This window comes from Anaerobacillus sp. 63XJN7_5_ISO-PGPR-S23-430, from assembly GCF_056173695.1.
Genome location: NZ_CM149686.1, coordinates 2982471 through 2995665, shown reverse-complemented (window position 1 = coordinate 2995665; position 13195 = coordinate 2982471). Strand labels below are relative to the sequence as shown.

Here is a 13195-nt window from a genome sequence, read left to right as displayed (position 1 = left end):
AGGAGGAACTCACTCATGCCAAAAATGAAATCTCACCGTGGAGCTTCAAAACGGTTTAAGAAAACTGGATCAGGTAAACTTAAGCGCAGCCGTGCTTACACTAGCCATATGTTCGGTAACAAGTCTCAAAAGCAGAAGCGTAAGCTTCGTAAAGCTTCTCTTGTTTCCGCAGGTGACTTCAAGCGCATTAAGACTTTAATCTACAACAAGAAGTAATCGGTTATTATATTATTGAGACACAGAAATTAGGAGGGGTTTAGTATGCCAAGAGTAAAAGGTGGCTACGTAACACGTCGTAGACGTAAAAGAACGTTAAAACTCGCAAAAGGATATTACGGATCTAAGTCTTTGCTTTTCAAAGTTGCTAATCAGCAAGTTATGAAATCAAACATGTACGCTTACCGTGACCGTCGTCAGAAAAAACGCGACTTCCGTAAGCTTTGGATCACTCGTATCAACGCGGCAGCTCGTTTGAACGGACTTTCTTACAGCCGTTTGATGTTTGGTCTTAAAACAGCTGGTATCGACATCAACCGTAAAATGCTTGCAGAACTAGCAGTAAATGACGAAAAAGCATTTGCTGAACTAGCTTCAAAAGCAAAAGAAAACTTGAAATAAGTTCTTTAAAACCATCCTCACATGTTGAGGGTGGTTTTTTTGTAAGCTATGTTACTTATATCGTTGATTCTCAATTTTGTCTCACAGAGCGTAAATGAGTCAAAATCAACAGCGTTCATTAACATAGCCTTTTTGAAAAAAGTTATAATAGAGGAGAGAGTAAGTGTTGGATGGTTTAATTGTATTAGGAATATATTTGGCGATCATCAATAGTTGGAGTTTCATAGCTATGGGGATCGATAAGCGTAGAGCGCAAAATGGAAAGCGAAGAATTCCCGAAAAGACGCTATGGTTTTTATTTATCTTTGGAGGAAGCTTCGGTGGTTTAACTGGAATGAAGAATTTTAGGCATAAAACAAAACACAAGCAATTTGTGTATGGCATCCCCGCTCTATTAGCTCTTCATCTCGTGCTCTTTGTTATCTATGCATACATCTATATGTAGAAAAAACGCCGAATGGGCGTTTTTTTTATTTAGTGTATTGTTCTTTTTTTTTTCATAAGACGAACTTGTTTTCAATTAGGATTCATTTTGCTTAAGGTACCTTTTGTCTTTCAGAAAAAGGCGCCAGAAGTAGATGAATCCTGGGGTTAAAATAAAGAAGGCTACAATGTAGGTGACGATTAATGCTCTAAATGTAGCGGGGTCTGTGAATCCAGTTTCAATCGTTACATTTGGATATACGATATAAGGTAAATGAGCTGAACCATAAGCATAACTAGCAAGTAAATATTGTGTAACGATACTAACCATAGCAAGCCTCGGAATACCGACACCTGTTTTTCTAGGAATAAAGAGAGCGAGATATCCGATTGCAAAGGTTGTGATAGAACCAATTAACCACGGTACATAGTCCATTAAATTGTCATAAAGCCATGGAGCTTCCGTTCGAATAGTGAGAACGAGTAAACCCGCCATCGCTAGTGAGATTGGACCGACAAGAATAGCATCCCTTCTATAAGTTTGATAAGCATCTTCATCTCCTGATACGTTAGAGTAATCAGAAAGCAGCAGAGATGATAGAAAGAGCGTGCTTGAGATGGCGAAGGCCATGAAAGCATAAACACTTGGACTTGTAAATAATTCACCCAATAAAAGACGTTCTATCCCGTTTGATGTTTGTATAAATCCGCCATGCGTAATAGGCAACACGCAAATCAAGAGAGCTGGAATAAGAAAACCAGTTATTCCTGATATCAAGGTTAAGAGGCGTTTGTAATTTGAAGAAGCGGAATGAGAAAATACAAGAAACGCACTCCTAAGGGCAAGTAATAGTATAATCAAACTCCCTGGAATGAGAAGGACAGTACCAAGGGTAAACGTTGCTCCAGGGAAAAAGCTGAAAAGAGCTACGACAATGGCAACGATAAATACATTTGTTACTTCCCAAGATGGAGATAAATAGCGATTCGCAATATTTGTCGCTTTCGTGTTGTTTTTATTTAAATAGATCATGGACCAAAACCCAGCACCGAAATCGATTGTGGCCATAACCGCATAAATAAAAACAAGACCCCATATTAATGTGATAGCGTAAAATGCTTCTGACATGTGGTTCACCTCTTATTCTTTTTTAACGGTATAGGCAGGTGCCTACTGATCGAGTTCCTCGCTAATCGGGTTACGATTGAAATAGTAGCGAAGGACGAGGACTGTTGAGATCATTAAAATGATATACACAATGAGAAAGAGAACAAAGAGCAGGCCGATATTTCCTGAAGTTGTGACTGCTTCTTCTGTTTTCATAACGTGATAGATAATCCAGGGCTGTCTGCCGGTACAGGCGAATATCCATCCGAATTCAATTGCTGTAATGGCGAGCGGACCTGCAGCAATAAATGCCCACATAAGCCAGCGTGGAAATTCTTTTCGTTTAAGGATTTTGTACCAAGTAAACCCAACAATAGACAATAGCATGAGTAGGGAACCAATCCCGACCATTGAATTGAACAAGGTATGGACAAATAGTGGTGGCCACTCTTCTTCAGGCCATTCTTCAAGACCGAGTACTTCCGTATCAAATGCGTCGTCGGATAGAAAACTAAGTGCCCACGGAACTTCAATTGCCCACTTTACCTCACGTTCTTCTTTATCGGTGTAGCCGCCAATAGCAAGTGGTGCATAAGTTTGTGTTTCAAACAAACCTTCCGCCGCCGCGAGTTTCTCAGGTTGATATTGATACAGTTGTTGAGCAGATTCATGTCCATTTAAGGCGGTCAAGATTGAAAAAACCCCTCCGATAACGAGCCCCATCATTAATGCTTTATGATGAAATTTATATTCTCTCGTATTACCTCGTTGACGAATCATTTTATATGCCGCAATCGATGCGATAACAAATGCCCCTGTCATTAAAGCAGAAACAGTTACGTGTCCAGCTGTAACTAGGAAGGAAGGATTGAAGAATGCCTCCCATGGATCAACGTTAACGAACTTTCCGTCTACTATCTCAAATCCAGCTGGTGTACCTTCAAAAGCGTGGACATTTGTAATTAAGATAGCTGATGCGCTCGCACCGAATGCAACAAGCGTTACGCTCACAATTCGCATGATTGGAGAAAGGCGATCTGCAGCATAAACATAGATTGACATAAAGAGAGCTTCTAGGAAGAAAGCATATATTTCAATTTGAAAGGGCAATGCAATCACTCGTCCAACGACTTCCATAAATCCTGGCCATAAGAGAGAAAGCTGTACACCTGCAATGGTTCCGGTAGGAATCGCCACCCCTAGTAAAACAGCAAACCCTTTCGTCCATCGATTGGCCATTATCGCATAATCTCTATCTTTTGTTTTTTGATACATGAGCTCAGCTACAAGAACCATTAAAGGTAAGCCTACACCGAGTGTTGCATAAATAATATGTACGCCCATTGTCATTCCAAATAATGAACGAGCAATAACGAGTTCATCCATAATTTATCCCCTCCAATTACCGAACTGATTAAATCTCCCCTTATTGTCCACGTATTTCCAAATAATATTCTAATCGAGATCCTTCGCTTTTTGACATAACAGCTCGTCTCTTGTCATAAAGGTTAAAGGAAGGGGGGAACATCATGAATGAGCTCGTCCTACCGCTTGTGGAGGTTGTATCTAATAGCGGAATTTACGCCCCGTTCTATTTCATTATTTTTCATTTTATTCGTCAGTTTGTATTTGTTCCAGTTAGTGTTGTTTGTGTTGCTGGTGGAGTGATGTTTGGCGCAATATATGGCACGATTTACTCATTGATTGGGATTACTGTTGTAAGTACGGTTTTTTATTTAGTTGTTAAGCGGACGCCGGGTTTGTTTAAGAAGATTATTCGAATGAAAGAACGATGGACACGTAAACATATGCCAATGTCAGTTGGGCAAATTGCCATCCTTCGATTAGTACCTTTCGTTCATTTTCATTTCATTTCCCTTTGTTTAATTGAGGTGTCTAAAGACTTTAGAGATTATTTGCGGTCATCCCTCATTTCAAATGTACCTCTCGCTTTGTTGTATTCTTTCTTTGGAACGGCAATTAGTAGGTTCGATCCGGTCGTCATCGTACTCATGTTGTGTGGACTTGTCATCCTTTTCTATTTACTAAGAAGAAGAGAGTGGATTATGAAGTGGGAGGATTTCTTTCAGCCTGTGAGATAAAAAAGCTTTTTAATTTGATCGTAAACAAACAAAACCCCTCCAGATCGGAGGGGTTTTGTTTGTTAAGTATTTTCGCGATGGCGTAAAAATTCTTTGACTGGGCTCTTCCATTCAATTTTTGCACTAGGATAGCGGATGTCCATTTCCTTTTCAAGAAAATAGAAATCTTCTTTCTCAAGTAAATATAGTTCTGATGCATTTTTCACCCCTACTGAAAGGGTAATAATATCGAACGAATTTTCAGTAGTGCCAAGGTACTTTTCACCTTCGAATAAGGCACCTTTGTAGGTGACGAGAAAATTCTTTCTTACATTGGACGAGTCATCGAAAAAATAGTATTCTTTATGATCGTGAGCTTTTTCCAGCTTTCGTTTTGGATCCATAAAAAAGCGGATGACAGAATAAGCGATCAATACCATGGCTACGAGAATGACAAGACGAAAAAGAATAATAATCATTAGTCAGCACCTCATTTTCACTATGCTTCTATTCTCTATACGTATATGATAAAGAAAGGTTTCATAAAAAGAAAAGATTTAAGAAGGGAAGAGTTCATTGAAATTCGAACAATTATTTACATTACAAAGACAACTTGATACTCGGATTGTAAAGGAACACAATCTGGAGCATGAAGATTTATTCGAGAATAAACTACTTGCTCTTAAAGTCGAGATTGGAGAACTAGCGAATGAAACACGTTGTTTTAAATATTGGAGTAAAAAAGCTCCTTCCCCTAAAGAAACGATTCTAGAGGAGTATGTGGATGGTATTCATTTTATTCTCTCATTAGGGATTGAATTGGGCATTACAACGTATGAAGCAGTGTCAAAAGGCGACCCCGCTGGCTCTGAAGTACATGCTTTCCATCGTGTCTACAAAGCGATTGATCAAGTGGCAAGTGAAAAAAATGAGGAAGCATTTAACGATTTAATGGAAAGTTATCTTTTACTTGGACAACTTATCGGGCTACGGTTTGAAGAAATGAATGAAGCGTATTTGAAAAAAAATAAAGTGAATCATACTCGACAGGATCAGGGATATTAGATTCAAGAGTCCTCTGAATTGTGAAATATTTCGGAAACCGTTATAATGAACAGAGAATACATATCAAGGAGGCAATACATATGGCTAAGCTAGACGAAACGTTGCAGATGCTGAAAGAACTCACTGATGCGAATGGCGTACCAGGTAACGAACGTGAACCTCGTGAAGTGATGAAGAAGCACATTGAATCTCTTTCAGATGAAATCATGTATGATAATCTAGGCAGCTTAATTGCGGTTAAAAAAGGTAAAGCAGAAGGCCCAAAAATTATGGTTGCAGGTCACCTCGATGAGATTGGCTTTATGGTAACGCGTATTGATGATAAAGGCTTTCTTTATTTCCAAACAGTTGGCGGCTGGTGGGAGCAGGTTATGCTTGCACAGCGTGTTAACGTCATGACTCGTAATGGTAACATTATGGGCGTCATCGGTTCTAAACCACCACATATTCTTCCTCCTGAACAGCGTAAGAAATCGGTCGACAAGAAGGATATGTTCATTGATATTGGTGCTTCAAGCCGAGAAGAGGCTATGGAATGGGGCGTTAAGCCGGGAGATTCTGTTGTTCCAGTTTGTGAATTTACTGTTATGAATAACGAAAAAATGCTTATGGCGAAAGCATGGGATAACCGTATTGGCTGTGCTATTGCGATCGAAGTACTTCGTAAGCTAAAAGGAGAAGAGCATCCTAATACTGTCTACGGCGTTGGTACGGTACAAGAGGAAGTAGGTCTTCGCGGAGCGACTACGGCTACAAACATGATTAAGCCTGATATCGGCTTTGCGGTTGACGTTGGTATCGCTGGTGATACTCCTGGAGTAAGTGATAAGGACGCTCAATCCAAAATGGGGAAAGGTCCTCAAATTATTATGTATGATGCTTCAATGGTCGGTCACAAAGGTCTTCGTGACTTTGTAACAGATACAGCTGATGAGAACAATATTCCTTATCAGTTTGACTCTATTGCAGGCGGTGGGACAGATTCAGGTAAAATTCATTTAACAGCAAATGGAGTACCTGCACTTTCCATCACAATTGCCACACGCTATATTCATACTCACGCAGCGATTCTTCATCGTGACGATTTTGAGAATGCAGTTAATTTGATTGTTGAAGTGATTAAAAAGCTTGATGCTGATACTGTGAAAGAAATTATCTTTAACTAGAACACAAAATCCGGTGGCTCTTGCCACCGGATTTTGCTTGTTAATTTACACCCTGTGCCATATAAGAGAGCATTTGCTCTCGCTCATTTTCTGGTGCTTCTTTCCAAAGAATTTCGAAAAGAACACCAAGCCCAGGGAGCATTTTCTCTTCTCCGCTTTGCATGGCGTCGAGGATTGTCGCTTCGAGTTGCTCCTCGTTGTTGCCATTAATATTAGCGAGAATCGCTTTGCGTAAGTTAAGGTCCATACTTTCCACCTCACCTTTCTCATTCGCTTGTTGGTTCAAGCCTCATTAGTATGAGCGAATTGAAGAAATTTCATGAGTTTTATTGGAATCTTCCCTTTCAACCCTTTATAATGGAAACATTGAAAACTGAAGGAGAGCATAATGATTATCGAATCCGCTAAAAATCAAAAAGTGAAAGATTGGAAAAAACTTCAGACGCGAAAGGGTAGAGAGAAAGCTTTCTCTTATATCATTGAAGGTCCACATATTGTAGAAGAAGCTGCAAAGGCTGAAGCTTCAATCACAGAATTGATTGTGACAGAAGGCACTGACTTATCTGCTTATCCGTTTAAAGAGCTTCCTGTTGTCTATACTGTTACGGAGAAAGTGATGCAAGAACTAACGGATACAGAAACACCACAGGGGATTATGGCCGTTTGTAAAATGGTTGAGCCTGAACTACCTCGTCATGGCAAACTATTATTACTGGACGCTATTCAGGATCCCGGTAATTTGGGAACGATTATTCGAACTGCAGATAGTGCTGGATACGACGGCCTTCTACTTGGACATGGAACCGTTGATGCTTATAACAGTAAGGTGCTTCGATCCACCCAGGGATCTATTTTTCATCTTCCTGTAATAAAAGGGGACTTGGTGACAGAAGTTCAGAAATTAAAAGAAGCTGGCATGCTTATATACGCAACAGAAGTGAGTGGAGGAACGCCATATCAAGAGCTTGATTCATCTTCTCAGTTTGCTGTCATTCTTGGAAACGAAGCAAACGGTGTATCAGACGAGCTTCAACGTTTAGCAGACGAGAACGTGTATATTCCGATATATGGTAAAGCAGAGTCGTTAAATGTCGCCGTTGCAGCAGGAATTCTGATGTATGGATTGTTACCTTCATAATAAGGCTTGCGGATATAGCGATTTTTTTCTATAATTAAAAGCAACTTATATATGTTAAAAACAATGATGGAGAGTAGTAAGCTGCCGCTGCCTTTGCAGGGAGGAAATGCCGAGACTGAAAGCATTTCTATTGGGACGCTGCCGAATTCGCTCTGGAGTTGCCGCTTTGTTCGTTCGAAAGCGGATCGGTTTACAAGCCGTTATTCTTTGCTTAAGGCTGATAGGTGTACTCTATCGGTGAATTAGGGTGGTACCGCGAAATCAAATCTTCGCCCCTTTCTGGGGAGCGAGGATTTTTTTATTGCAAAAAGAAGCAAACACGAAAATGAAGTGGAGGTTGAAAAGATGCAAGAGCGTTTACAAACGTTGAAAGAAGAAGCACTATCAGAAATTCAGCAAGCTTCTTCAATGAAAGAAGTGCAGGATATCAAAGTGAAATACCTTGGAAAAAAAGGTCCAATTACAGAAATTTCTAAAGGTATGGGGAAATTGTCTAAAGAAGAACGTCCGAAAATGGGGCAGCTCGTTAATGAAATTCGCTCAGCGATTTCGGATCAATTAGAGGAGAAAGTGACTCGCTTAGAAAAAGCAGCCGTAGAAGAACGATTAAAGAAAGAAACGATCGATATTTCTCTGCCGGGTCGGCCAATTAAGAGAGGAAATCATCACCCACTAACGAGGGTAATCGAAGAAATTGAAGACCTATTTCTTGGTATGGGATTCTCGATTGCGGAAGGACCAGAAGTTGAAACCGATTATTATAATTTCGAAGCGTTAAATCTTCCTAAGGATCATCCGGCTCGAGATATGCAGGATTCATTCTATATAACTGAAGAAACGCTATTAAGAACGCATACCTCTCCAATGCAAGCTAGAACGATGGAGAAGTTAAATGGAGAAGGTCCTGTTAAAATCATCGTGCCCGGTAAAGTTTATCGCCGTGATACAGATGATGCAACACACTCCCATCAGTTTATGCAAATTGAAGGACTAATGGTTGGTGAGAATGTTCGCATGAGTGATCTAAAAGGTGTGCTCCAATCATTTGCGAAGAAAATGTTTGGAGAAGAACGTGAAATCCGTCTTCGCCCAAGCTTCTTCCCATTTACTGAGCCTTCTGTGGAGATGGATATTTCTTGCTTTAATTGTGGCGGGAATGGCTGCTCTGTATGTAAAGGAACCGGATGGATAGAAATTCTTGGAGGCGGTATGGTACATCCGAATGTACTTCGCATGTCCGGCTTCGATCCTGAGAAAGTCACTGGGTTTGCATTTGGTATGGGACCAGAACGGATCGCTATGCTGAAATATGGTATTGATGACATACGTCATTTCTACACGAATGACAGCAGATTTATTAAACAATTTAATTCACTATAATATGATTGGAAGTTAGGAGGAGAAAACATGCTCGTATCAATGAATTGGCTACAGCAGTATGTAGATTTAGATAGTTACTCAGCTGATGAACTAGCAGACCTGATTACTAAGGGTGGTATTGAGGTTGAAACAGTCGAAAAGCTTAATAAAGGAATTACCGGCGTGGTTATTGGTCACGTTCTTGAATGTCAGCAACACCCTGATGCTGATAAGTTGAATATTTGTCAGGTGAATGTTGGTGAAGAAGAGCCGGTCCAAATTATTTGTGGAGCACCAAATATTGCTCAAGGACAGTACGTAGCTGTAGCAAAAGTTGGGGCTGTACTTCCAGGCAATTTTAAGATTAAGAAAGCAAAACTTCGCGGTGAAGCTTCTCATGGTATGATCTGCTCACTTCAGGAGCTTGGAATTGAAAGTAAACTTGTATCGAAAGAGTATGCAGACGGAATCTTTGTATTTAGTGAAGACGTGACACCTGGTGAAGATGCGCTTGAATACTTGAATCTAAATGATGAAGTTCTTGAGCTAGGTCTTACTCCAAACAGAGCTGATGCGATGAACATGATCGGCGTCGCTTATGAAGTTGGGGCAGTATTGAATCGCTCAATTGAGCTTCCGTCTCCAGAGCTTGTTCGCTCGGATGAAGACGTTGAAGAGTATGTGTCAGTTCGTGTAGAGAATGAAGAAGATAATCCTTATTATGGAGCTTCCATTATTAAAGACGTAACGATCAAATCATCACCGCAGTGGCTTGTAAATCGCCTCGTTTCTGCTGGTATTCGTCCAATTAACAACGTAGTCGATATTACGAACTATGTTCTTTTGGAATACGGACAGCCGCTTCATGCTTTTGATTATAATCGATTTGGATCGAAGGAAGTCGTGATACGTCGCGCAACTGAAGGAGAAAAAATTGTCACTCTCGATGATGCTGAACGCACGCTTTCGAATGAGCATCTTGTCATCACGAATGGTTCAAAACCCGTTGCCGTGGCTGGTGTTATGGGTGGTGCTGATTCTGAAGTACAAGAAGACACAACAACGATTTTGCTTGAAGCAGCTTACTTTAACAGCAAGCTTGTTCGGAAAGCATCGAAAGATCTAGGGTTACGTAGTGACTCAAGTGCGCGTTTTGAAAAAGGAATTGATCGAAACCGCGTTGTTGGTGCAAGCGAACGCGCTGCTCAGCTCATTCAAGAAATTGCCGGTGGAACAGTGTTAAAAGGTATTGCTGAACAGGGAGCTCGAACCATCGAAGCTCTTGACGTTAGTATTGAAGTGAATCGAATTAATCAAGTTCTTGGAACAGAAATTTCTGAAACAGAAGTTGCTGCTATTTTTGAGCGTCTGCAATTCTCTTATCAGAACTTTGGTGGCACATTTACCGTTCAGGTACCGCCTCGCCGCCCGGATATAACGATTTCTGAAGATTTAATTGAAGAAGTAGGACGCCTCTACGGATATGATAATGTTCCTGCAACGCTACCTCTTACAGAAAGTACACCAGGACAGCTGTCAGAATATCAAGTGAAGCGTCGCCATGTTCGCCGTACGCTTGAAGGCGCAGGTCTTTTCCAAACAGTAACGTATTCTCTTACGTCGCCTTCTAAACGTCTTTTCTTCTCTGATGAATCAGCCGAAGCTGTTCGTCTTGCGATGCCAATGAGTGAAGAAAGAAGTGAACTTAGAACGAGCCTGATTCCGCATCTTCTAGAGGTAGCGCAGTATAACCGCAACCGTCAGCTAGATAATGTTGCTTTCTATGAAACGGCTTCTGTGTTCTTACCAGGTGATGAGCTTCCGGTAGAACAGGAACACCTTGCTGGCGTAGTGTCAGGATTATGGCAAGAGCACCTATGGCAAAAAGAAAAGAAAGTCGCTGATTTCTTTGTTGTAAAAGGAATCCTCGAAGAAATAGCGGTTGAATTTGGTTTAGAGGATCGTCTTTCGTTCGCTCGTGCAGAAGAGCCAAAGCTTCACCCAGGTCGTACAGCATCGGTTTATCTCGATGATGAGCTCATCGGATATATCGGTCAACTTCATCCAGAAGTTGAGAAAGATCTTGATTTGAGTGAAACATACGTTTTTGAAATCAATCTAGAGAAGTTACTGAATGCAGATGTTGCTCACCTTCAATACAAAAAGCTTCCACGATTCCCGTCTGTTACTAGAGATGTGGCTCTTGTTGTCAGTGAGTCGCTTGAAGCTGGAGAAGTGAAGAAAGTCATTAAAGAAGCTGGTGGATCTAAGCTTGTGGACATTCAACTATTTGATGTTTACCAGGGTGAACATCTTGATGAAGGTCAAAAATCACTAGCCTTTTCTCTTAGATATTACAATCCAGAACAAACTTTAACAGAAGAAGAAGTGAAGAAGGCACATGACCGTGTTCTTACAGCAGTAGAAGAACAATTTGGAGCTGCCCTTCGTCGATAACTACAGAAAATCCTCCCTACGTGTATAGGGAGGATTTTTATTTATACTATTTTTTACATAAACATTCCTACAAATATAGCCGTAATAAAGGAGGCTAGTGTACCACCGATAATGGCCTTTAATCCTAATTTAGAAACTTGAGAACGTTTAGTGGGCTCGAGTGACCCTAGTCCAATAATAAGCTGCCCGATGGATGAGAAGTTAGCAAAGTTACATAGTGCGACAGAAAGAATGGCAACGGTTTTGTCAGAAAGCTGTGCTTGAATGGCGGTTAAGTTTTGGAAAGCCACAAATTCATTAATTGACATTTTCGTACCAATGATGGATGCTGCTCGAAATGCTTCATCCGTTGGAATACCTACTAATAGGGCAAATGGATAGAAGATATATCCTAGAATTGAGCTCAGGTCAGTTCCGACGAAACCTAACATGCCGTTTACAACTGCTAGAATACTGATGAATGCTATCAAAAGACCTCCAATATTTAACGCAAGCATCACACCGCTGACTGTTCCGTCGGCGATTGCCTCAAAAATATTGGCATGATCCGTTTTTTTCATTTTTACTTTATCATTAGTTTGTGAAACTTCAGTTTCTGGTTCCATCACTTTTGCAATAACAAGTGAAACGAAAGGAACGCTAAAGACAGATATCAATAAATATTTAAGTTCAATACCCATAAGTGAATAACCGACGAGGATGGCTCCACTAGCAGAAGCAGTACCTCCTACCATGATGGCAAATATCTCAGATCTGGTGAGCAATTTCAAATATGGTTTTACGAGTAAAGGCGCTTCGGCTAGACCTAAAAAGGAGTTTCCGACAGCGTTAAATGTTTCAACTTTCGTCGTTCCCATTAGCTTACCAATCGTAATGCCAATCACTTGAACGATAAGTGGGATAATGCGCATGTAATAAAGTGCTGAGACAAGAGCAGAAATGAAGATGATGACAGCTAAAACATTTATAGCAAATACAAATGTTAAGCCTGTTTCTTCATAGAGGCCGCCAAATACGAATTGAATGCCTTCGTTACTATAGTTAATAACGTTTTGTACAGCTGCAGAAGCTTTTTCGAGCATAACCTTTCCTGCATTTACTTTTAGAACAAATAAAACAAATAGCCCTTCAATTAAAACGCCAACCCCGATCGTTCTCCATTTGACTGATTTTTTCTTGTTGCTCATTAACCAGGCGATAGCAAGTACGCCAATAATCGAGAGTAGTCCTGTGAAAATATTCATGATGTCAATTCCCCCTGAAAACTAGTTGTTTCTTCACAAATCTAAATCGGATGAATACAAAAAAACCCGTACTTTGTAGAAAAAAGTCCGAGTTTACAGGAAGAAAAGTGGCACACAAATAAACAGAATATGCCTGTCTAAGTGACGATGCCATGCCTTCCCTATAGTCCAGCAATTCTCGGTTGCCGGGTAGAAACTCTTTGGACCCTATTTCCAAAATTATATAGAGATAAATGTGAAGTTGTATTCATCAATCTAGCAGAAGATAGAATAGGTAGCAAGACCTATTAAGAAAGTAGGAATGTTTGGAATATTCGAATGAAAAATGTAAACGTACGACATTTTTTTGCTTATTGCTTCCTTATTCACGCTCTGATAGAGTACAAAGTGATTAGAATAATGGAAGCTCATATATGTCGGGAATTGGCCTGAACGTTTCTACCCTGTTACCTGAAATGACAGGACTATGAGTGAATAAAAAGTTGAGAAGACCTTAAACGTACCTCAACGCTATAAATAGAAAAGGTTCACTTTCA

General features: G+C 40.4%; 14 protein-coding genes, 2 riboswitches and 1 other annotated feature. Of the genes, 9 read left to right on the top strand and 5 right to left on the bottom strand.

From position 1 onward, the window contains the following. Window positions 1-15 precede the first annotated feature (15 nt). From rpmI to AC0VYJ_RS15775, 3 genes are all read left to right on the top strand, one after another. Window positions 16-216 carry a 50S ribosomal protein L35 gene (rpmI, locus tag AC0VYJ_RS15785; protein WP_048312400.1) on the top strand — a complete coding sequence of 67 codons (201 nt, stop codon included), beginning with the start codon at window positions 16-18 and terminating at the stop codon, window positions 214-216. 45 nt (window positions 217-261) lie between these two features. Next, window positions 262-618, top strand: coding sequence for a 50S ribosomal protein L20 (gene rplT / locus AC0VYJ_RS15780; RefSeq protein ID WP_098444486.1), 357 nt, complete (start codon window positions 262-264; stop codon window positions 616-618). 163 nt (window positions 619-781) lie between these two features. Beyond that, window positions 782-1063: a DUF1294 domain-containing protein gene (locus tag AC0VYJ_RS15775; protein WP_475365591.1), complete on the top strand. Its 282-nt coding sequence runs from the start codon at window positions 782-784 to the stop codon at window positions 1061-1063. A 75-nt stretch (window positions 1064-1138) separates the two neighbouring features. On the opposite strand, the gene AC0VYJ_RS15770 is transcribed toward AC0VYJ_RS15775, so the two are convergent. Both AC0VYJ_RS15770 and AC0VYJ_RS15765 read right to left on the bottom strand, forming a co-directional pair. Beyond that, window positions 1139-2179, bottom strand: coding sequence for a cytochrome d ubiquinol oxidase subunit II (locus AC0VYJ_RS15770; protein WP_475365590.1), 1041 nt, complete (start codon window positions 2177-2179; stop codon window positions 1139-1141). Window positions 2180-2212: 33 nt separating this feature from the next. Continuing rightward, window positions 2213-3535, bottom strand: coding sequence for a cytochrome ubiquinol oxidase subunit I (locus AC0VYJ_RS15765; RefSeq protein ID WP_475365589.1), 1323 nt, complete (start codon window positions 3533-3535; stop codon window positions 2213-2215). A 143-nt stretch (window positions 3536-3678) separates the two neighbouring features. Between AC0VYJ_RS15765 and AC0VYJ_RS15760 the strand changes: the two genes are divergently transcribed. After that, the gene (locus AC0VYJ_RS15760; RefSeq protein WP_194219327.1) at window positions 3679-4251 is read left to right on the top strand and encodes a TVP38/TMEM64 family protein; all 573 of its coding nucleotides are present in this window, start codon (window positions 3679-3681) and stop codon (window positions 4249-4251) included. 62 nt (window positions 4252-4313) lie between these two features. Here the strand turns inward: AC0VYJ_RS15760 and AC0VYJ_RS15755 are convergent, their stop codons facing one another. Next, the gene (locus AC0VYJ_RS15755; RefSeq protein WP_430243921.1) at window positions 4314-4709 is read right to left on the bottom strand and encodes a sigma-w pathway protein ysdB; all 396 of its coding nucleotides are present in this window, start codon (window positions 4707-4709) and stop codon (window positions 4314-4316) included. A gap of 97 nt (window positions 4710-4806) precedes the next feature. On the opposite strand from AC0VYJ_RS15755, the gene AC0VYJ_RS15750 reads away from it, so the two are divergent. Together AC0VYJ_RS15750 and AC0VYJ_RS15745 are read left to right on the top strand one after the other, a co-directional pair. Next, the gene (locus AC0VYJ_RS15750; RefSeq protein ID WP_475365588.1) at window positions 4807-5295 is read left to right on the top strand and encodes a dUTP diphosphatase; all 489 of its coding nucleotides are present in this window, start codon (window positions 4807-4809) and stop codon (window positions 5293-5295) included. An 80-nt stretch (window positions 5296-5375) separates the two neighbouring features. Beyond that, window positions 5376-6461 carry a M42 family metallopeptidase gene (locus AC0VYJ_RS15745; RefSeq protein ID WP_283153904.1) on the top strand — a complete coding sequence of 362 codons (1086 nt, stop codon included), beginning with the start codon at window positions 5376-5378 and terminating at the stop codon, window positions 6459-6461. Between the two features lie 40 nt (window positions 6462-6501). Here AC0VYJ_RS15745 and sspI read toward each other — a convergent pair whose 3' ends face one another. Continuing rightward, window positions 6502-6708: a small acid-soluble spore protein SspI gene (sspI, locus tag AC0VYJ_RS15740; RefSeq protein ID WP_194219331.1), complete on the bottom strand. Its 207-nt coding sequence runs from the start codon at window positions 6706-6708 to the stop codon at window positions 6502-6504. 138 nt (window positions 6709-6846) lie between these two features. Here sspI and AC0VYJ_RS15735 point away from each other — a divergent pair, with 138 nt between their 5' ends. The 3 genes from AC0VYJ_RS15735 to pheT all read left to right on the top strand — a co-directional run bounded on the left by AC0VYJ_RS15735 (window position 6847) and on the right by pheT (window position 11415). Further along, complete coding sequence (locus AC0VYJ_RS15735) at window positions 6847-7599, top strand: TrmH family RNA methyltransferase (RefSeq protein WP_475367501.1); 753 nt, start codon at window positions 6847-6849, stop codon at window positions 7597-7599. Between the two features lie 54 nt (window positions 7600-7653). Continuing rightward, window positions 7654-7879 (top strand) — a binding site (T-box leader). A 65-nt stretch (window positions 7880-7944) separates the two neighbouring features. Continuing rightward, entirely contained in the window at window positions 7945-8979 is a 1035-nt protein-coding gene (pheS, locus tag AC0VYJ_RS15730; protein ID WP_194219332.1) for a phenylalanine--tRNA ligase subunit alpha, read from the top strand. A 27-nt stretch (window positions 8980-9006) separates the two neighbouring features. Next, window positions 9007-11415: a phenylalanine--tRNA ligase subunit beta gene (pheT, locus tag AC0VYJ_RS15725; protein ID WP_475365587.1), complete on the top strand. Its 2409-nt coding sequence runs from the start codon at window positions 9007-9009 to the stop codon at window positions 11413-11415. Window positions 11416-11468: 53 nt separating this feature from the next. On the opposite strand, the gene AC0VYJ_RS15720 is transcribed toward pheT, so the two are convergent. Continuing rightward, the gene (locus tag AC0VYJ_RS15720) at window positions 11469-12659 is read right to left on the bottom strand and encodes a NupC/NupG family nucleoside CNT transporter (RefSeq protein WP_194219334.1); all 1191 of its coding nucleotides are present in this window, start codon (window positions 12657-12659) and stop codon (window positions 11469-11471) included. Window positions 12660-12803: 144 nt separating this feature from the next. Next, window positions 12804-12906: riboswitch (purine riboswitch) on the bottom strand. A gap of 140 nt (window positions 12907-13046) precedes the next feature. Further along, a riboswitch (purine riboswitch) is annotated at window positions 13047-13146 on the top strand. Window positions 13147-13195: the final 49 nt, after the last annotated feature.